The 19,864-nt window shown below is 42.3% G+C and carries 21 protein-coding genes; 18 read left to right on the top strand and 3 right to left on the bottom strand.

Annotated features, from left to right (window positions below; genetic code table 11):
- Window positions 1-8: 8 nt before the first annotated feature.
- The 6 genes from GMD5S_RS0206305 to GMD5S_RS0206280 all read left to right on the top strand — a co-directional run bounded on the left by GMD5S_RS0206305 (window position 9) and on the right by GMD5S_RS0206280 (window position 5,935).
- Window positions 9-383 (top strand): DUF1149 family protein, encoded by a 375-nt coding sequence (locus tag GMD5S_RS0206305; protein WP_001050092.1) that lies wholly within the window; start codon window positions 9-11, stop codon window positions 381-383.
- Window positions 384-385: 2 nt separating this feature from the next.
- Window positions 386-1,234 carry a DegV family protein gene (locus GMD5S_RS0206300; protein ID WP_000762165.1) on the top strand — a complete coding sequence of 283 codons (849 nt, stop codon included), beginning with the start codon at window positions 386-388 and terminating at the stop codon, window positions 1,232-1,234.
- A 264-nt stretch (window positions 1,235-1,498) separates the two neighbouring features.
- Window positions 1,499-2,266, top strand: a complete 768-nt coding sequence (gene dapB, locus GMD5S_RS0206295; RefSeq protein WP_000027888.1) for a 4-hydroxy-tetrahydrodipicolinate reductase — start codon at window positions 1,499-1,501, stop codon at window positions 2,264-2,266.
- Window positions 2,263-3,462, top strand: a complete 1,200-nt coding sequence (locus GMD5S_RS0206290; RefSeq protein ID WP_008292630.1) for a CCA tRNA nucleotidyltransferase — start codon at window positions 2,263-2,265, stop codon at window positions 3,460-3,462. Before dapB ends, GMD5S_RS0206290 begins: the two co-directional genes overlap by 4 nt.
- Window positions 3,459-5,327: an ABC-F family ATP-binding cassette domain-containing protein gene (locus GMD5S_RS0206285; RefSeq protein WP_001279098.1), complete on the top strand. Its 1,869-nt coding sequence runs from the start codon at window positions 3,459-3,461 to the stop codon at window positions 5,325-5,327. The genes GMD5S_RS0206290 and GMD5S_RS0206285 overlap by 4 nt, the downstream gene beginning before the upstream one ends.
- Window positions 5,324-5,935: a hypothetical protein gene (locus GMD5S_RS0206280; protein WP_000969655.1), complete on the top strand. Its 612-nt coding sequence runs from the start codon at window positions 5,324-5,326 to the stop codon at window positions 5,933-5,935. The genes GMD5S_RS0206285 and GMD5S_RS0206280 overlap by 4 nt, the downstream gene beginning before the upstream one ends.
- A gap of 53 nt (window positions 5,936-5,988) precedes the next feature.
- On the opposite strand, the gene mntE is transcribed toward GMD5S_RS0206280, so the two are convergent.
- Window positions 5,989-7,182, bottom strand: a complete 1,194-nt coding sequence (gene mntE, locus GMD5S_RS0206275; protein WP_001076592.1) for a CDF family manganese efflux transporter MntE — start codon at window positions 7,180-7,182, stop codon at window positions 5,989-5,991.
- Between the two features lie 307 nt (window positions 7,183-7,489).
- On the opposite strand from mntE, the gene GMD5S_RS0206270 reads away from it, so the two are divergent.
- The 5 genes from GMD5S_RS0206270 (at window position 7,490) to yaaA (ending at window position 13,334) form a co-directional block, all read left to right on the top strand.
- Complete coding sequence (locus GMD5S_RS0206270) at window positions 7,490-10,186, top strand: cation-translocating P-type ATPase (protein ID WP_000032428.1); 2,697 nt, start codon at window positions 7,490-7,492, stop codon at window positions 10,184-10,186.
- A gap of 104 nt (window positions 10,187-10,290) precedes the next feature.
- A complete protein-coding gene (locus tag GMD5S_RS0206265; RefSeq protein ID WP_000412241.1) occupies window positions 10,291-10,701 on the top strand; it encodes a peptide deformylase in 411 nt (136 codons plus the stop codon).
- Between the two features lie 11 nt (window positions 10,702-10,712).
- On the top strand, window positions 10,713-12,308 hold the full coding sequence (locus GMD5S_RS0206260) for a hypothetical protein (RefSeq protein ID WP_000821456.1): 1,596 nt from the start codon (window positions 10,713-10,715) through the stop codon (window positions 12,306-12,308).
- An 86-nt stretch (window positions 12,309-12,394) separates the two neighbouring features.
- Window positions 12,395-12,526, top strand: a complete 132-nt coding sequence (locus GMD5S_RS10350; RefSeq protein ID WP_002879846.1) for a DUF3953 domain-containing protein — start codon at window positions 12,395-12,397, stop codon at window positions 12,524-12,526.
- 79 nt (window positions 12,527-12,605) lie between these two features.
- On the top strand, window positions 12,606-13,334 hold the full coding sequence (yaaA, locus tag GMD5S_RS0206245) for a peroxide stress protein YaaA (protein ID WP_000697798.1): 729 nt from the start codon (window positions 12,606-12,608) through the stop codon (window positions 13,332-13,334).
- A gap of 31 nt (window positions 13,335-13,365) precedes the next feature.
- Here yaaA and GMD5S_RS0206240 read toward each other — a convergent pair whose 3' ends face one another.
- Both GMD5S_RS0206240 and GMD5S_RS0206235 read right to left on the bottom strand, forming a co-directional pair.
- A complete protein-coding gene (locus GMD5S_RS0206240) occupies window positions 13,366-13,914 on the bottom strand; it encodes an NADPH-dependent FMN reductase (RefSeq protein ID WP_000039644.1) in 549 nt (182 codons plus the stop codon).
- A 91-nt stretch (window positions 13,915-14,005) separates the two neighbouring features.
- Entirely contained in the window at window positions 14,006-14,452 is a 447-nt protein-coding gene (locus GMD5S_RS0206235; protein WP_000816318.1) for a MarR family winged helix-turn-helix transcriptional regulator, read from the bottom strand.
- A gap of 118 nt (window positions 14,453-14,570) precedes the next feature.
- Here GMD5S_RS0206235 and GMD5S_RS0206230 point away from each other — a divergent pair, with 118 nt between their 5' ends.
- From GMD5S_RS0206230 to GMD5S_RS0206200, 7 genes are all read left to right on the top strand, one after another.
- Complete coding sequence (locus GMD5S_RS0206230) at window positions 14,571-15,047, top strand: cell wall elongation regulator TseB-like domain-containing protein (RefSeq protein ID WP_000776849.1); 477 nt, start codon at window positions 14,571-14,573, stop codon at window positions 15,045-15,047.
- A gap of 9 nt (window positions 15,048-15,056) precedes the next feature.
- The gene (locus GMD5S_RS0206225) at window positions 15,057-16,235 is read left to right on the top strand and encodes a pyridoxal phosphate-dependent aminotransferase (protein WP_000777451.1); all 1,179 of its coding nucleotides are present in this window, start codon (window positions 15,057-15,059) and stop codon (window positions 16,233-16,235) included.
- Window positions 16,236-16,387: 152 nt separating this feature from the next.
- On the top strand, window positions 16,388-17,731 hold the full coding sequence (asnS, locus tag GMD5S_RS0206220; RefSeq protein ID WP_000167143.1) for an asparagine--tRNA ligase: 1,344 nt from the start codon (window positions 16,388-16,390) through the stop codon (window positions 17,729-17,731).
- A 148-nt stretch (window positions 17,732-17,879) separates the two neighbouring features.
- The gene (gene rpsF / locus GMD5S_RS0206215; protein WP_001151782.1) at window positions 17,880-18,170 is read left to right on the top strand and encodes a 30S ribosomal protein S6; all 291 of its coding nucleotides are present in this window, start codon (window positions 17,880-17,882) and stop codon (window positions 18,168-18,170) included.
- 11 nt (window positions 18,171-18,181) lie between these two features.
- The gene (gene ssbA, locus GMD5S_RS0206210; RefSeq protein WP_000609595.1) at window positions 18,182-18,652 is read left to right on the top strand and encodes a single-stranded DNA-binding protein SsbA; all 471 of its coding nucleotides are present in this window, start codon (window positions 18,182-18,184) and stop codon (window positions 18,650-18,652) included.
- Between the two features lie 31 nt (window positions 18,653-18,683).
- Window positions 18,684-18,923: a 30S ribosomal protein S18 gene (gene rpsR / locus GMD5S_RS0206205; protein ID WP_000068664.1), complete on the top strand. Its 240-nt coding sequence runs from the start codon at window positions 18,684-18,686 to the stop codon at window positions 18,921-18,923.
- Between the two features lie 208 nt (window positions 18,924-19,131).
- Window positions 19,132-19,641 carry a GNAT family N-acetyltransferase gene (locus GMD5S_RS0206200; RefSeq protein ID WP_000858591.1) on the top strand — a complete coding sequence of 170 codons (510 nt, stop codon included), beginning with the start codon at window positions 19,132-19,134 and terminating at the stop codon, window positions 19,639-19,641.
- Window positions 19,642-19,864: the final 223 nt, after the last annotated feature.

The following is a 19,864-nucleotide window of genomic DNA, read 5'->3' as shown; positions in this document are numbered from 1 at the left end:
AGAGAAAAATGAATCTTAAACGAGAACAAGAATTTGTTAGCCAGTATCACTTTGATGCTCGTAACTTTGAATGGGAAAATGAAAATGGAGCTCCTGAAACCAAGGTAGACGTGAACTTTCAGTTGCTCCAACATGACCAAGAAAACCAAGTAACTTCGCTTGTTGTTATCTTGAGTTTTATGATTGTCTTTGACAAATTTGTCATCAGCGGAACAATTTCTCAAGTTAACCACGTGGAAGGTCGAATTGTCAACGAACCAAGCGAATTTAACCAAGAAGAAGTCGAAACCTTGGCACGTCCATGTTTGAACATGCTCAATCGTTTGACGTATGAAGTAACAGAAATCGCCTTGGATCTTCCAGGGATCAATTTGGAGTTTTAGTCATGAAATTAGCTGTCATTACAGATTCTTCAGCCTATTTAGAGGAGAAGACGCTGCAAAGAGAGAATCTATTTATCTTGGATATTCCTGTTAACATTGATGGGGAGGAGTATGTTGAAGGTGTCAATCTGACTGCTGAGGAATTTTATCAAAAAATGGTTCAGTCTGTAGAATTGCCTAAAACTAGCCAACCAAGTATTGCCAAATTGGATGAGATTCTTAGTTCTTTGAAAGACGAGGGTTATACCCATGTCTTGGGACTCTTTCTTTCGTCAGGAATTTCAGGCTTTTATCAGAACATCCAATACATGTTGGATGAGTATGATGGCTTGACCATTGCCTTTCCAGATACCCATATCACCAGTTCCCCTCTAGGATTTATGGTAGAGAGTGCTTTTGAATGGGCAGAACAAGGTGATGATTTTGCCCAGATTCAGGAGAAGTTGGGGATCCAAATTGCTGATAATTCAGCCTTTATCATAGTAGATGACCTCGACCACTTGGTTAAAGGAGGACGTTTGTCAAATGGGGCAGCTATCTTAGGGAATCTCCTCAGTATCAAGCCTATCCTTTACTTTAATGACCAAGGTGTGATTGAAGTTTACGAAAAAGTTCGTACGGAAAAGAAGGCAATCAAACGTTTGGTGGAAATCATCAAGGAGTTGACAAAAGATGGGGACTACCGTATAACAGTCATCCATGGCAATGCTCCTCAAAAGGCAGTGGATTTGCGCCAGCTTTTGATGGAGAGTGGTGTGACTTCTGAGATTCCAATTAATACCTTTGGGAGTGTCATTGGGACCCACCTTGGAGAAGGTAGTATCGCCTTGAGCTATACACCAATCGTCTAAATTGTTCTTACAAGCTTTGTATCTTAGCAATTGAACACGGCCTACCTGCCTCTTGAAAAAAGATGCCTGTCTTGCCTTTCGTAGAAAGTCAGCGCCATTCCTTATTTTTCATGGGCAGCTAACGTCCTTTGTATCTTGATAATTGAACACGCCTGGAACCCTGTGTGAAAAAGATAGTTCTTCCAAGGAGTAGACAATCCTTGATCGGACCTCCTATTTTCACTTTGTGTTCTTGCAGGCTTTGTATCTTAGACAGGAGTAGAGATGAGTATTCGAGTAATTATTGCCGGTTTTAAAGGAAAAATGGGTCAAGCTGCTTGCCAGATGGTCTTGGCTGATCCGGGCTTGGACTTAGTTGCAGTTTTGGATCCGTTTGAGTCTGAGTCAGAATGGCAGGGAATTCCTGTTTTCAATGATAAGGCTGACTTGGCTGGTTTTGAAGCGGATATCTGGGTAGATTTTACTACACCAGCCGTTGCCTACGAAAATACACGCTTTGCTCTTGAAAATGGCTTTGCTCCTGTCGTAGGAACAACAGGCTTTACTAGTGAAGAAATTGCAGAACTAAAAGCATTTTCTCGTGAACAAGATTTGGGTGGCTTGATTGCTCCCAACTTTGCCTTGGGAGCTGTCTTGCTTATGCAATTTGCGGCGCAGGCTGCCAAATATTTCCCAAATGTGGAGATTATCGAGCTCCATCATGACAAGAAAAAAGATGCTCCGAGTGGAACAGCCATTAAAACGGCTGAGTTGATGGCAGAAGTTCGAGAGTCTATCCAACAAGGTGCGCCTGATGAGGAAGAATTGATTGCTGGTGCCCGTGGTGCTGATTTTGATGGCATGCGGATCCACTCAGTTCGTTTGCCAGGCTTAGTAGCTCATCAAGAAGTTATCTTTGGCAATCAGGGAGAAGGATTGACCCTTCGTCATGACTCCTATGATCGCAGCTCCTTCATGACAGGGGTCAATTTGGGAATCAAAGAAGTTGTCAAGCGTCATGAGCTTGTCTATGGATTAGAACACTTATTATGAGATTAACGCAAATGCCTTCTGAATTTCAGAAGGCTTTACCAGTATTAGAAAAAATTAAAGAAGCAGGATTTGAAGCCTATTTTGTTGGGGGCTCCGTCAGAGATGCCCTCCTCAATCGTCCTATCCACGATGTGGATATTGCGACTTCTTCCTATCCAGAGGAGACCAAGCAGATTTTTCCGCGAACAGCCGATATTGGAATCGAGCACGGAACTGTCTTAGTTTTAGAAGGGGACGAGGAGTATGAGGTAACAACTTTTCGAACAGAGGATGTCTATGTGGACTATCGCAGACCCAGCGCGGTTTCCTTTGTGCGTTCGCTAGAAGAAGACCTCAAGCGCCGTGATTTCACAGTTAATGCGTTTGCCTTGGATGAGACAGGCGAAATTATTGACTTGTTCCATGGTTTAGACGATTTAGAAAACCAAGTCTTGCGAGCAGTTGGAGTGGCTAGTGAACGTTTCAACGAAGATGCTCTGCGGATTATGCGTGGTTTTCGTTTTCAGGCCAGTCTTGGTTTTAAACTTGAGCAAGAAACATTTGAAGCGATGAAGACTTTGACACCACTCTTGGAGAAAATTTCTGTGGAGCGTACCTTCGTTGAGTTTGATAAACTCTTGCTGGCACCTTTTTGGCGAGTTGGTCTGGCTTCCATGATTGAGAGTCGAGCTTATGACTATCTTCCAGATATGGCAGACAGTCGAGAAAAGCTCCAAAGATTGTTTGATTTAGAGGCGGATTTCACCTTTGAGTCTTCTGAACAAGCTTGGGCAGCTCTATTGTGGGTTTTGGAGATTAAAGATGCACAGCCATTTTTGAAGGTATGGAAAACCTCACGCCAGTTTGCCAAGCAGGTTCAGGATTTGCTGACTATTTTGGCTTTGCGAGAAGAAGGAGAGCTGAGCAAGCGTGATTGTTACCGCTTTGACTTGGATTTACTTTTACAGGCTGAAAATCTTCGTCAGGCACAAGGAAAAGAAGTCAATCCACAAGCTATCACAGAAACTTACCAAAGTTTGACCATTCATGACAAGAAAGAAATTCAGATTAACGGTGGTATTTTAATCAAGGAATATGGTTACCAGCCAGGTCCAGATTTGGGAGATATTTTAACAGAGATTGAGTTTGCCATTGTCGATGGAGTATTGGAAAATGATCGTCAAGCAATCCATACTTACCTGAGGGAGAGAAAATGAGTGATTTTATCGTTGAAAAACTAAGCAAATCCGTCGGTGACAAGACCGTTTTTAAGGATATTTCCTTTATCATCCATGATTTGGACAGAATCGGTCTAATTGGTGTCAATGGAACGGGTAAGACTACCCTTTTAGACGTCCTTTCTGGCGTTTCTGGCTTTGATGGGGATGTCAGTCCCTTTTCGGCAAAGAATGACTATAAGATTGGCTACTTGACCCAGGATCCTGATTTTGATGATAGCAAGACGGTCTTGGATACGGTTCTCTCCAGCGACCTCAAGGAAATCCAGCTCATTCGTGAGTATGAGTTAATCATGCTCAACTACAGTGAGGACAAGCAAGCTCGTTTGGAACGGGTCATGGCAGAAATGGACTCTCTCCAAGCCTGGGAAATTGAAAGCCAGGTCAAGACAGTCCTCAGCAAGCTGGGTATTCAGGACTTGTCGACTCCAGTTGGTGAATTGTCAGGCGGTCTAAGAAGACGGGTTCAGTTGGCGCAAGTTCTCCTAGGAAACCACGACCTCTTGCTTCTGGACGAGCCGACTAACCATTTGGATATTGCGACCATTGAGTGGCTGACCCTCTTTTTGAAAAATTCCAAGAAGACCGTCCTCTTTATCACCCACGATCGTTATTTCCTAGATGCACTATCAACACGGATTTTCGAGTTGGACCGAGCAGGCTTGACCGAGTATCAGGGAAATTACCAGGACTATGTCCGCCTAAAAGCGGAACAAGATGAGCGTGAAGCTGCCCTTCTCCACAAAAAAGAACAACTTTATAAGCAAGAACTGGCCTGGATGCGCAGACAACCACAGGCACGTGCGACCAAGCAACAAGCCCGTATCAATCGTTTCCATGACTTGAAAAAGGAAGTTTCAGGTGGCGTTGCTGATACAGACTTGACCATGAACTTTGAAACCAGTCGGATTGGGAAAAAAGTCATCGAGTTTCAGAATGTTTCCTTCGCCTATGAAAACAAGCCCATTTTGCAAGATTTTAATCTCTTAGTGCAAGCCAAAGACCGTATCGGAATCGTTGGGGATAATGGTGTGGGGAAGTCAACTCTGCTTAATCTCATCGCAGGGAGTCTTGAGCCGACTAAAGGTCAAGTTATCATCGGTGAGACGGTTCGCATTGCCTATTTCTCTCAACAAATCGAAGGTTTAGACGAGAGCAAGCGGGTTATCAATTACCTGCAGGAAGTAGCAGAAGAGGTTAAGACCAGTGGTGGTTCTACGACTTCCATTGCAGAGTTGCTAGAGCAGTTCCTCTTCCCACGTTCGACGCATGGAACCCTGATTGAGAAATTGTCTGGTGGCGAGAAAAAACGCCTTTATCTCCTCAAACTACTCCTTGAAAAACCAAATGTTCTTCTTTTGGACGAGCCGACCAATGACCTAGATATTGCGACTTTGACAGTCTTGGAAAATTTCTTGCAGGGCTTTGCAGGTCCTGTCTTGACAGTTAGCCACGACCGTTATTTTCTGGATAAGGTAGCGACCAAGATTCTCGCCTTTGAGAATGGCAGCATCCGTACTTTCTTTGGTCATTATACCGACTACCTTGATGAAAAAGCTTTTGAAACTGATATGGCCAATCAAGTGCAAAAGGCAGAAAAGGAGAAAGTGGTCAAGGTCCGTGAAGACAAGAAACGCATGACCTACCAAGAAAAGCAGGAGTGGGCAAGCATTGAAGGGGATATTGAAGCCTTGGAAAATCGTATTGCTGCTATTGAAGAAGAAATGCAGGCAAATGGCTCTGACTTTGGCAAACTGGCGACGCTTCAAAAAGAGCTAGACGAGAAAAACGAAGAACTTCTTGAAAAATACGAACGCTATGAATATTTAAGTGAGTTGGCATGATGGAAGAAAAAGTCATTAAACGTAGTCCCAAGAAAATCATTTGGAATGCCTTGTTTGGCCTAGCTTCGGTGTTTTTCTTCTTGCTGCCTCTCTCTTATCTCCATTTGTACTCTCAAAAGGGAACCAGACTTCATACGATAAGTCTTTTATTAATACTGCTTGTCCTCTTTTGTGCTGGAGTAGTCGTGTATCAGACATACAGGCTGTTAAGTTCCAATAAGGAATATTTGAAATGTACTGTCGAGGGGTTTTACTACAAACAAAATCCAAAGAAACCCAGTCATTTCTATGCTTGGATAGACGTAGAGAACTTTTTCTTCTCTCGGATTCGAGGTAAGTATAGGGATTCTTATCGGATTGAAGTCTATTTTAAAAACAAGGAAAATGTGAAATCCCAATCCTTTCTAACTCAGCTGAAGAGAAGGATTCTCCCTTTTTATCCGTCAGCAGACTTAATTATCCCTATCTTTCTACTAGATGTAGGACTTCCTGAAAGGGTCTATGAGGCCATGAAGTACTATGAAAGAGAATGGCGTATCGAACAAAATCGTCAAGCAAGAAAAGAGGCAAAACAAGCTTCGAAAAGCAAATATTCCAAACAGTCATAGTCTGTCTTTGCGTAAAGTAGAATAATCAAAAAGGCCCTATCCACTGGATAGGGTTACTGTTTGTCTTCTTTTTTAGTTTCCTGATGAAAGATATTTTGCCAAGTTTCATGGCGACGCCAGATACTGGTATGGACGATACCATCTAGCTCATAGCAAATGAGCTTGGTTTTCTGACTAATGGAGGTAATCTGAATGTCCTTAATAGCAGCACTAAGTTCTTTTTCAGACTTATAAGCCTCTTTATTCATCTGCTCTCCATCTTGACGGATATAGAGAAAGTCCTCAGCAAGGAGTTCTTCTAGCTGATTTCCTTGGTCAATCAATTGCTCACGCATGAGCAGTTTTTTATAGACATTGTCTAAAATCTCGTCCTCAGGTATGGGAGCTGGCTCGATATGGACATCGGTATCAAAGACTCCAAAACGCTCTTCCAGCATGGATTCGACCTGGTCCGCAATCTCATGACTTTCATAGACTGATAGGTCAGGATTCATTTCCAGGGTGATATCAAGGTAGATATTGCTACCGTAGGTCCGCCCTCTTTGGGACTTGACCTTACTAATCTTTGGAATCTCCATGATGGCCTTTTGGTAGTCCTCTAGCAGACGGTCATCAAAACCATCTGAAAGACTGAAGGAAGACTCGATAAAGATATCATAGGCTGTCTTTAAGATAAAGAAAGTGATGATGATAGCGACCAGTTTATCCACGATTGGATAATTAAAACTGCTGGCTAGGATGGCAATGGAAGTCCCAAGCGAGGTGACAGCATCGGAAAGATTGTCCTTGGCGGCAGCCTTAAGCGCCTTGGACTTAGATTTCTTACTGAGGCGAGTATTATAGAGATAAACTGCGAACATGACTGCCGCAGAGACGACTCCGAGAGTTGCACCTAGAGGGTCAATAACCGTCTGTTCCCGACTGAGAATTTTTTGAATGGTGTCCCTAAGAACATCAAAGCCAACGTAGAACATGATGATGGAAGTAATCAAACTAGCCAAATCTTCAATCTTCCAGTGACCGAAACGATGGTCACGGTCTGCAGGCTGGCGTGCCATACGAATACCGATCAGAAGAGCAACATTTCCGATAATATCTGATACGTTGTTGAAACCATCCGCTACCAAACTGGAAGAATGTAGGAGGTGGCCAGTCGCTAATTTTGCCGTAGACAAGAGGAGGTAGGTCGAAATGCTGATAATGGCACCACGTTCCGCCAACTTGAGATTTGACATGGATTGGTTCATCGGACTTCCTTTCTAGTGCTGAGATTCTGTTTTCATTATACTGGTTTTCATGGGAAAATTCAAATTTAGTCTTGTTTCATCAGATTTAAACCCTTGAAAATTATTCAAATTTTGATATAATAGTACTACTCAAGGGAGTAGCTGGCAGAAACCTGTGATAGTGTCGTCATTCCGAATTTTATACTGTAAAGTATTCTTTCCGGCGCTATCTTAAACAGCGAGACTTGTTATGATTAACATGTCTCTTTTTGTTTGTCATAAAACCAAAAGAGAGCTTGTTTTGCACACAAAGTCAAGGAGGAGACATATGTCAAAAGAACAAAAACGCCAAGCGTTTTATACTCAAAGTCCCGAAGAAGTCTTGAAGTCGGTTGAAGCAACTGAGCAAGGCCTTTCGTCAAGCGAAGCGCAGAAACGCCTAGCTGAATATGGGCGCAATGAACTCGAAGAGGGTGAGAAAAAATCTCTCTTGGTTAAATTCATCGAACAGTTTAAGGATTTGATGATTATTATTTTGGTGGCTGCAGCCATCTTGTCCGTCATAACTTCTGGTGGGGAAGATATTGCAGATGCCATCATTATTCTAGCCGTTGTTATCATTAACGCAGCTTTTGGTGTTTACCAAGAAGGAAAAGCAGAAGAAGCCATCGAAGCCCTCAAGTCTATGTCTAGTCCAGCTGCACGTGTTATCCGTGATGGGCATATGGCTGAGATTGACTCAAAAGAATTGGTACCAGGTGATATCGTTGCCCTTGAAGCAGGTGACGTCGTACCAGCAGACCTACGTTTGCTAGAAGCTAACTCTCTCAAAATCGAAGAAGCAGCCCTAACAGGTGAGTCTGTTCCAGTCGAAAAAGACTTGACTGTCGAGCTCTCTGCAGATGCTGGTATTGGTGACCGTGTCAATATGGCCTTCCAAAACTCAAACGTGACTTATGGTCGTGGTCTTGGTGTTGTTGTCAATACAGGTATGTACACGGAAGTTGGTCATATCGCTGGCATGCTCCAAGATGCGGATGAGACGGATACACCACTCAAACAAAACTTGAACAACCTTTCTAAGGTCTTGACCTATGCAATTTTGGTTATTGCCCTTGTTACTTTTGTAGTTGGAGTCTTCATTCAAGGTAAAAATCCACTTGGTGAGTTGATGACCTCTGTTGCGCTTGCTGTTGCAGCCATCCCAGAAGGACTTCCTGCTATCGTGACTATCGTTCTTGCCCTTGGTACCCAAGTTTTGGCAAAACGAAACTCTATCGTTCGTAAGTTGCCAGCAGTAGAAACACTTGGTTCAACTGAAATCATCGCTTCTGATAAGACTGGTACGCTTACCATGAACAAGATGACCGTCGAAAAAGTCTTCTATGATGCAGTACTACATGATTCAGCTGATGACATTGAACTAGGTCTTGAAATGCCTCTTCTTCGTTCAGTTGTCTTGGCTAACGATACTAAGATTGATGCAGAAGGAAACCTGATCGGGGATCCAACGGAAACAGCCTTCATCCAGTATGCCTTGGACAAGGGTTACGATGTTAAAGGGTTCTTAGAGAAATATCCTCGTGTAGCTGAATTGCCGTTTGACTCAGATCGTAAACTCATGTCAACGGTTCATCCATTACCAGATGGTAAATTCCTCGTAGCAGTCAAGGGAGCCCCTGACCAACTCTTGAAACGTTGTGTTGCTCGGGATAAAGCTGGAGATGTCGCTCCGATTGATAATCAAGTCAATGACATAATTCACACAAACAACTCTGAAATGGCTCACCAAGCCTTGCGTGTCCTTGCGGGTGCGTATAAGATTATCGATAGTATTCCAGAAAACTTGACTTCTGAAGAGCTTGAAAACAACTTGATCTTTACTGGATTGATTGGAATGATTGACCCTGAACGTGCCGAAGCTGCAGAAGCTGTTCGTGTGGCTAAGGAAGCTGGAATCCGTCCAATCATGATTACGGGTGACCATCAAGATACTGCAGAAGCTATTGCCAAACGTTTGGGAATTATTGATGCAAATGATACAGAAGGTCACGTTTTAACTGGTGCTGAGCTCAACGAACTGTCAGATGAAGACTTTGAAAAAGTAGTTGGTCAATACTCTGTTTATGCCCGTGTGTCTCCAGAACACAAGGTTCGTATCGTCAAGGCTTGGCAAAAACAAGGTAAGGTTGTTGCTATGACAGGTGACGGTGTTAATGATGCGCCAGCTCTGAAAACAGCCGATATCGGTATCGGTATGGGAATCACTGGTACAGAGGTTTCTAAGGGAGCTTCTGACATGATTCTTGCAGATGATAACTTTGCGACTATTATCGTCGCAGTTGAAGAAGGACGTAAGGTCTTCTCAAACATTCAAAAGACTATTCAGTACTTACTTTCTGCCAATACTGCTGAAGTATTAACTATCTTCTTATCAACCTTGTTTGGTTGGGACGTCTTGCAGCCAGTTCATCTTTTGTGGATCAACTTGGTAACAGATACCTTCCCAGCTATCGCTCTTGGTGTTGAACCTGCTGAGCCTGGTGTCATGAATCATAAACCACGTGGACGAAAGGCAAGCTTCTTCTCAGGTGGTGTTTTGAGTTCTATCATCTATCAAGGTGTACTCCAAGCAGCTATTGTTATGAGTGTTTATGGACTTGCAATTGCTTACCCAGTTCATGTGGGTGACAATCATGCCATTCATGCGGATGCCCTTACTATGGCCTTTGCAACCCTCGGTTTGATCCAGCTCTTCCATGCCTACAATGTCAAGTCTGTTTACCAATCCATCTTGACAGTTGGCCCATTCAAGTCTAAGACCTTTAACTGGTCTATCTTGGTATCCTTCATTCTTCTGATGGCAACAATTGTCGTAGAACCGCTTGAAGGAATCTTCCACGTAACCAAACTAGACTTGTCACAATGGGCCATTGTTCTTGCTGGAAGCTTCTCAATGATACTTATCGTCGAAATCGTTAAGTTTGTTCAACGTAAACTTGGTCTTGATAAGAACGCGATTTAATAAGAAAGTCATCTTCGGATGGCTTTTTTTGCATTTGAGGGAAAGGACTAGAAGTTGCCCCCTTTTGTGCTATAATAAAGTAAAGTTGTAAGGAGCGTAAGAGAATGGAAAAGAAAATTGTCCGAGATATCTTATTCTTGTCTCAGGTCTCGAAACCTGCAAGTCAGGAAGACCTTTATCTGGCTAAGGATTTGCAGGATACCTTGCTGGCTAATCGCGAGACCTGTGTCGGTCTGGCGGCCAATATGATTGGTGTGCAGAAGCGTGTGATTATCTTTAATCTTGGCCTAGTTCCCATGGTCATGTTTAACCCTATTCTCCTTTCCTACAAAGGGCCTTACGAGACAGAGGAAGGTTGTTTGTCTTTGACTGGGGTTCGAACGACGATTCGTTATGAAACGATTACGGTTTCCTATCGCGATAGCAAGTGGCAGGAACAGACCATTACACTGACAGGTTTTCCAGCTCAGATCTGCCAACATGAACTGGATCATTTGGAAGGACGGATAATTTAGGAGGAACTCAGATGAAACGCATACTATTTGAACTTGTTTTTATCGCAACGACCTGGTATATATTTTTACCACCCTTCAATCTGACTAGTTGGGAATTCATCTTCTTTCTCTGTGGGCATTTGGTGGTGATGGGGATTTTGTTTAGTTTCCGCAAGGATACCAATCTCCTCAAAACTGTTCACCTACGCCATGGCAAGGCTACCAAAGATCTCAATCTAGAAGGATTCCTTTTTACCAAACTTAGTAGAGGATTGTTTCTGACTGCAGCTATCATTTTTGCCCTTGCTGGTCTGGTAAGCCTAGTAACCTCTAGCTTTTTCCAAGCAAAAAGTTATGCTAATGTAGTGTCTATCACAGAAAAAGATTTTAAAGATTTTCCTAAGAGTGATACCAGTAAGGTTCCAATCCTAGATCGGAGCACTGCAGAGAAGATTGGAGATCGTTATCTAGGCTCTCTGACGGATAAGGTCTCCCAGTACGTAGCAGCAGATACTTATACCCAGCTGACGGTTGATGGCAAACCTTATCGAGTAACTCCTTTGGAGTATGCCGACCCGATCAAATGGTTTAATAATCAGTCCAAGGGAATTGGCGAGTATATCAAGGTTGATATGGTGACAGGAAATGCGGAATTGGTGGATTTAAAAACGCCAATGAAGTATTCAGACTCCGAGTATTTTAACCGAGACGTCAAACGTCATCTTCGGATCAAGTACCCAACCAAGATTTTTAAAACGCCCTCCTTTGAGGTGGATGATGAAGGCAATCCTTTCTATGTAGCAACCGTTTATCAAAAGCAGTTTGGTCTAGGAGTTCCTCGCCCTTCGTCTGTTATTATCTTAGACGCCACCAATGGAGAAACCAAGGAATACAGCTTGGATGAAGTACCAGAATGGGTGGATCGTGTCTATCCAGCAGAAGAAACCATCCAGCAAATCAACTATAACGGCAAGTATAAAGACGGCTTCTGGAATGCCTTGATTTCTAAGAAAAACGTTACCCAAACGACCGAGGGCTATAACTATCTTTCTATCGGAAATGACATTTATCTCTACACTGGGGTGACTTCAGCCAACGCTGACGAAAGTAATCTAGGATTTATCCTTGAAAATATGCGCACTGGTGAAATCACCAAGTACAATCTAGCTTCAGCAACCGAAGAATCAGCCCGTGCTTCCGCAGAAGGAGCAGTGCAGGAAAAAGCCTATAAGGCGACCTTCCCTATCCTTGTCAATCTCAATGACAAACCGCTCTACATCATGGGATTGAAGGACAATGCAGGTTTGGTCAAGGAGTATGCTTTGGTTGATGCAGTAGAGTACCAAAACGTCATCGTAGCAGCTACAGTAGATGAACTCCTCAGCAAATATGCCAATAAAAACGACCTCGAGCTGGATAATGAAACGGTAGAAAACATCAAGGGAGTGGTTTCAGACCTTAAATCAGCTGTTATCAAGGGTGACACCGTCTACTTCTTCAAAGTTGATGGCAAGATTTATAAAGTCAAGGCTTCCGTGTCAGACGACCTTCCTTACCTTGAAAATGGCCAATCCTTTGAAGGTCAAGTTGGAAAAGATAATTATCTCAAGACCTTTAAAGTACAATAATACTCTTCAAAAATCAAATTCAAACTACGTCAGCGTCGCCTTGCCGTACTCAAGTACTGCCTGCGGCTAGCTTCCTAGTTTGCTCTTTGATTTTCATTGAGTATAAAAATAGGTTTTCTCAGTTCAAGGAGAAAAAAGATAAATTCTTATCTATCTTAACAAGCTTAGCTGGCACAGCCCTTGTTCTCGTGGCTATCTGGTTAGAATGGCCAAAATAAACAGAGAAACCTCGGTGTGAACCGAGGTTTTTAAGATGAAATTCTTGGTCGTGATTGAAAAATATGCTACACTAACAATATGAAAATTTTAATCCCAACAGCAAAAGAAATGAACACAAACCATCCTTGTATCGAAGCGCTTCCCTTGAGGGAAGAAAGTCAGGCAGTTCTTGACTCACTGGCGCACTACTCAGCTAGTGAATTAGAGACTTTTTATAAGGTATCTGCCGAGAAAGCAGAAGAAGAGTACAGCCATATTCAAGCTCTAAAAGATCGAAGGGCTAAGCATTATCCAGCCTTGAAACTCTTTGACGGTCTCATGTATCGCCACATCAAACGAGATGGGTTAACCGAGGCTGAACAAACCTATCTTGAAAATCATGTCCTGATTACCTCGGCTTTATACGGTGTTGTCCCTGCCTTATCTCCCATGGCTCCTCACCGTTTGGACTTCTTGATGAAGTTAAAAGTGGCTAGAAAAACCCTAAAGACTCATTGGAAATCAGCCTATGATGAGGCACTTCAGGACGAGGACTTGATATTCTCACTCCTATCATCAGAGTTTGAAACCGTATTTTCGAAGGAAATTAGAGAAAAGATGGTGACCTTCAAATTTATGGAGGACAAGGCAGGCCAGTTGAAAATCCACTCAACCATTTCAAAAAAAGCCCGTGGTGCCTTTTTGACCGCCTTGATAGAGGGGCAAATCCATACAGTCGAACAAGCTCGCAAGCTCAGTTTTGCAGGCTTTGACTACCGACCTGATTTATCAAATGATTTAGAACTCGTCTTTGTTAAACAAGCATAAAACCAGCTCATTCGAGCTGGTTTTTGCTGGATTAGTTGATGGCTGCAAGAAGGTCGTCAGCTTGTTTTGCAAGTGATGAAGCAGTTGCTTCTTCTAACACCAATTTTCCGTCTGCCCAAGCAGAGTCATTGACACGAGCAGCTGTAAAGTCACCAACGACTTGTGTACGGATAAATGGCAAGAGGTCTTTGTAAATAGCAAAGAGTTGATCGTGACCGGCATTGGCTACAGATGAGACAGTAACAAACTTGTCTTGGAGGGCAGAAACGCCACGTGTATCAGACAAGTCAAGGGCACGAGAGAGCCAGTCAAGCAAGTTTTTCACGGTTCCAGGGATAGAGAAGTTGTAGACTGGAGAGAAGATCCAGATAGCATCCGCAGCAAGGACTGCTTCACGAGCAGCAGCTACAGCTGGATGAGTTGGAACTTCCAAATCTTGGCTGAAGAGAGGAACAGCTGAGTAATCAAGATAGCTAACTTCTACTTTACCAGCAAGTGCTTTTTCAGCTTCGAGGGCCATTTGGTGGTTGAAAGAACCTTGGCGTAGTGAACCGACGATAAATAATACTTTTTTAGACATGATGTGTCTCCTTTAGTAAAAAATTTAAAGAGCGAACTCTTTTGTTACCATCTATGTTACAACAAATGATACTAATTAGCAATAATTTTGCTCACAAATTTTTAAATTTTTTTAAAATGCGGATTAAGTCTTCCTTTTCGCCATCTTCCAAGATGCTGAGTGCTTCTACGATAGAATCGATATGGTCAGGAAGAACCTCTTCGATTTTTCTGCGTCCTGCAGGTGTTAATTTCAGGAAAAAGGATCGACGATCCTTGGGGTCGCAAGTTCTAGAAATCCACCCATCTCGAACCATATTTCGAATGACGACAGTCATGTTTCCAGAAGTGGCTAACATTTTTTCAATCAAATCCTGAATGCGTAGTTCCCCCTTGCTATAGAGGGTTTCCAAAACTGAAAATTGGGTGGGTGTTAGCCCGTGTTCTTTAGCAGCTTTGGCTTCATAAGGTTTAAAAGTTCGTATGGCTTTATTGAGGACGATAGCTGTTTTTAAGTCTAATTGATTATCGGAAATTTTCTCTTTCAAATATTGTTTCATAAGGCTATTTTATCAATAATGAGAGAGAAAAACAAGAACTTACATTTTATAGGAAAAGAATCTTAGAATGTTCCCGTCTTCACTTGTAATAAAGAAGGAGAGATGGTAAAATAGACGAGTGAAACTAAGACAGAAAAAAGCAAAAAACAAGCTACTTATACAATATGGAATCGGCATTGCTCTGGTAGTACTAGTCATGACGACTTCATTCCTTTATCTGATATCACTCAGCATGAAACCCTATCAAGATGCTAGACTTGAGGGAGAAAAACTGGCCAAGCAGTATGCAGAATTGGAAAAGGCAGATCAGGTTGATTTCTACAATGGTCTAGAGGGCTATTACAGTGTTCTGGGACATAATAAAAAGCAAGAGGCCATTGCCGTACTGATTGAAAAGAATGACCACAAGATTTATGTTTATCAGCTTGATAAGGGGATTTCTCAAGACAAGGCAGTGACGATTTCGAGGGAAAAAGGAGCTAGCGACATTGACAAGATTACTTTTGGTCGTTATCAGGATAAGCCGATTTGGGAAGTTAAGTCAGGAAACCAGTACTATCTGGTTGACTTTGAAACAGGAGCAGTGATCCAATAAGGAGGGCATATGAAACTATCCAAACGTGTACTAGAAATGGAAGAAAGCGTCACTCTAGCCAGTGATGCAAGAGCCAAAGCATTAAAAGCTCAGGGAAAAGATGTTCTTTTCTTAACCTTGGGACAGCCTGATTTTCATACTCCTGAAAACATTCAGGAGGCAGCGGTAGGAGCGATTCGAGATGGACGTGCTTCCTTCTATACAGTTGCTTCAGGCCTACCAGAGTTAAAAGCGGCGGTTAATACCTATTTTGAACGCTACTATGGGTATTCCGTAGCGGCTAACGAGGTTACCTTTGCCACTGGTGCTAAGTTCTCTCTCTACACCTTCTTTATGGCTGTGGTCAATCCAGGTGATGAGGTCATTATTCCTACACCATACTGGGTCAGCTATGGAGACCAGGTCAAAATGGCAGAAGGAGTGCCAGTCTTTGTCCAGGCAAAGGAAGACAATCACTTTAAAGTAACAGTAGAGCAGCTAGAAGCAGCGCGAACAGATAAGACCAAGATCTTAGTTCTCAATTCACCATCGAATCCGACCGGTATGATTTACTCTCGTGAGGAACTCTTGGCTATCGGAAATTGGGCTGTTGCGCATGATGTCCTTATCTTAGCAGATGATATTTATGGTCGTTTGGTTTATAACGGGAACGAATTTGTTCCAATTTCTAGTCTGTCAGAAGCCATTCGCAAGCAAACCATCGTGATTAACGGTGTATCTAAGGCCTATGCCATGACTGGTTGGCGGGTAGGTTATGCTGTGGGAAATCCTGAAATTATTGCTGCCATGAGCAAACTAACAGGACAAACGACCTCCAACCTGACTGCTGTATCACAATATGCTACCATTGAAGCCCTAACTGGACCGCAAGACTCTGTTGAAACCATGCGTCAAGCATTTGAGGAACGGTTGAATACCATTTATCCTCTCTTGTGCCAAGTCCCAGGATTTGAAGTTGTCAAGCCCCAAGGTGCCTTCTATCTTTTCCCAAATGTTAAAAAAGCGATGGAAATGAAGGGTTATACCGATGTGACAGAGTTTACAACGGCTATTCTCGAAGAAGTCGGACTGGCCTTGATTACGGGAGCTGGATTTGGAGCACCAGAAAATGTTCGTCTCAGCTATGCCACAGACTTGGATACATTAAAAGAAGCTATTCGTCGTTTGCATCAATTTATGGAAAAATAAAACTTAGAATCTTCGCCTTTTTAGCGAAGATTTTTTGTAACGAAAATCTCGCGATTTTTCTCTAGTAGAACCTAGCTATCACAGTCTATTTATGGTAAAATAGTGGGTAATGATGTCTTCGGACAAGTTAAACGAAAAAAGGAAGATAGATTATGACAAAACGTGTAACAATTATCGATGTAAAAGACTACGTTGGTCAAGAAGTGACCATCGGAGCCTGGGTTGCCAACAAATCAGGAAAAGGGAAAATTGCCTTCTTGCAATTGCGTGATGGAACAGCCTTCTTCCAAGGTGTAGCCTTCAAACCAAACTTTGTAGAAAAATTTGGTGAAGAAGTGGGGCTAGAGAAGTTTGATACGATTAAACGTCTAAGCCAAGAAACGTCTGTTTATGTGACAGGGATTGTCAAAGAAGACGAACGTTCTAAGTTTGGCTATGAGCTCGATATTACAGACATCGAAGTGATTGGTGAATCTCAAGACTACCCAATCACACCAAAAGAACACGGAACAGACTTCTTGATGGACAACCGTCACTTGTGGCTCCGCTCTCGTAAGCAAGTAGCGGTTATGCAAATCCGTAACGCTATCATCTATGCAACTTATGAGTTTTTCGACAAGAACGGCTTCATGAAATTTGATAGCCCAATTCTTTCAGGAAACGCGGCTGAAGATTCAACAGAACTCTTTGAAACAGACTACTTCGGAACGCCAGCCTACTTGAGTCAATCTGGTCAGCTTTACCTAGAAGCAGGGGCTATGGCTCTTGGTCGTGTATTTGACTTTGGTCCAGTATTCCGTGCTGAAAAATCAAAAACGCGTCGTCACTTGACTGAGTTCTGGATGATGGATGCGGAGTACTCCTACTTGACACACGATGAGTCACTTGACTTGCAAGAAGCTTATGTTAAAGCCCTTCTTCAAGGTGTTCTTGATCGTGCGCCTCAAGCCTTGGAAACCTTGGAACGTGATACAGATCTCTTGAAACGCTACATTGCAGAGCCGTTCAAACGCATCACTTACGATCAAGCCATTGACCTTTTGCAAGAGCATGAAAATGATGAAGATGCTGACTACGAGCATCTTGAGCATGGCGATGACTTTGGTTCACCACACGAAACATGGATTTCAAACCACTTTGGTGTGCCAACATTTGTCATGAACTACCCAGCAGCTATCAAGGCCTTCTACATGAAACCAGTTCCTGGAAATCCAGAGCGCGTGCTTTGTGCAGACTTGCTGGCACCAGAAGGTTACGGAGAAATCATCGGTGGATCTATGCGTGAGGAAGACTACGATGCTCTTGTAGCTAAAATGGAAGAACTGGGCATGGATCGTACAGAATATGAATTTTACCTTGACCTTCGTAAATACGGCACAGTTCCACACGGAGGATTTGGTATCGGTATCGAACGTATGGTAACCTTCGCAGCTGGAACCAAACATATCCGTGAAGCCATTCCATTCCCACGTATGTTGCACCGTATCAAACCATAAACTAGTAAAAAGAAGATATTTTCATCTTCTTTTTTCACTTTTATCTTGCTATCTATCAGTTTTTCTAGTATAATAGTTTATTGTGAGCAAACCTCACTTACCCCTTGCAAAGACTAGGGGTCATTAGACCAAAAGGAGGAACATATCAATGGCTAAATACGAAATTCTTTATATCATTCGTCCAAACATTGAAGAAGAAGCGAAAAACGCTTTGGTAGCACGTTTTGACTCTATCTTGACTGACAACGGTGCAACTGTTGTTGAATCAAAATCATGGGAAAAACGTCGTCTTGCATACGAAATCCAAGATTTCCGTGAAGGACTTTACCACATCGTTAACGTTGAAGCAAACGACGACGCAGCTCTTAAAGAGTTTGACCGTCTTTCAAAAATCAACGCTGACATTCTTCGTCACATGATCGTCAAACTTGACGCGTAAGAAGGTAAATTATGATTAACAATGTTGTACTTGTAGGGCGTATGACACGTGACGCTGAGTTGCGTTATACCCCATCAAATGTAGCAGTTGCGACTTTTACTCTTGCAGTAAACCGTACATTTAAGAGTCAAAATGGCGAACGTGAGGCTGATTTCATCAATGTCGTTATGTGGCGCCAACAGGCTGAAAATCTTGCCAACTGGGCTAAAAAAGGCTCTCTTATCGGGATCACAGGCCGTATCCAGACTCGTAGTTACGATAACCAGCAAGGACAACGTGTCTACGTAACAGAAGTCGTGGCTGAGAATTTCCAAATGTTGGAAAGCCGCGGAGTGCGTGAAGGACATTCAGGTGGAGCTTATTCTGCACCAACTGCTGGTCAATCAGCACCTGCAAACCCAGTACCAGACTTTTCACGTTCTGAAAATCCATTTGGAGCAACCAATCCATTGGACATTTCAGATGATGATTTACCATTTTAATGGACAATTAATACTATAAAGGAGAAAAAACATGGCTCAACAACGTCGTGGCGGATTCAAACGCCGTAAAAAAGTTGATTACATCGCAGCAAACAAAATTGAATATGTTGATTACAAAGATACTGAGCTTCTTAGCCGTTTCGTTTCAGAACGTGGGAAAATCCTTCCTCGTCGTGTAACAGGAACTTCAGCTAAAAACCAACGTAAAGTAACAACAGCTATCAAACGCGCACGCGTAATGGCTTTGATGCCTTTCGTAAACGAAGATTAAAGAAAAGACCCTTACGGGTCTTTTTTTCACGAGCATGGAAATAAGAAGGTGAGTTCGGTCTGAGTGGACCTCTTTTTCAGATTTTTATGGGACTTTGTTAGAAAGGTTTCCTGTTAACATAGTAAGATTCTTTTGTCTTACTAGATTTTTTCTTTTAATCTTTATTATCGTGCTATAATGGTAGGAGAAAGCTATAAAGGAGCAGCTTATGAAGACGACATGTTCAATTAGAAAAATGCAAGAATCTGACATACAAGAACTATCTCGAGGATTTATCAGCCAAGGTTGGCCAAGTAGAGAGGAGATTTTAACTCGATACTTTAAGGAGCAAGAAAGTGGGGAGAGAGAAGTCTTAGTTGCAGAGGTTGAGGGTGCTTTAGCGGGTTATATCACAATTTTGTCCTGCGCTAAGCAGGGGCCTTTTGCAGAAATCTATCCAGAACTCTCAGATTTTAATGTCTTTGAACCTTTTCAAAATCAAGGTATTGGAAATCTCTTGCTGGAAGAAGCAGAAAAACAAGTTAGGCTCATATCGGATAAGGTGACCCTTGGTGTTGGGCTCCATTCAGGGTATGGACCTGCCCAGAGATTGTACATCAAACGAGGCTATATTCCAGATGGGACGGGTGTTTGGTATCAGAACCATCAACCGGCCATGAATGCGGTTTGTGAAGATATCGGAGAATTGGTCTTGTATCTGTCGAAAAATTTGTTTTAAGACAGATTTTATAAGGTTTAAATTTTAAATATAGTAAACAACAATCACAGTCCCTTTTTCATTCGAAAAAGGAATTTTTTTGTTTGAAATTGTTTGATTTATTCCTCAAAGTGGTAAAATATAATTGTTTGAATTATCAAGATAAAAATAAATATCAAAAAAAACATATAAGGTTTAGTTTTTTTAAATACGGATTCTTTTGAAAAGTCTTAAAATTTCCTAA

The sequence above is a fragment of the Streptococcus sp. GMD5S genome (assembly GCF_000298715.2).
In the GTDB taxonomy this organism is placed as follows: Bacteria; Bacillota; Bacilli; order Lactobacillales; family Streptococcaceae; genus Streptococcus.
Note: the sequence above shows the minus strand (reverse complement) of the source record. Positions and strands in the feature narration are given on the sequence as shown.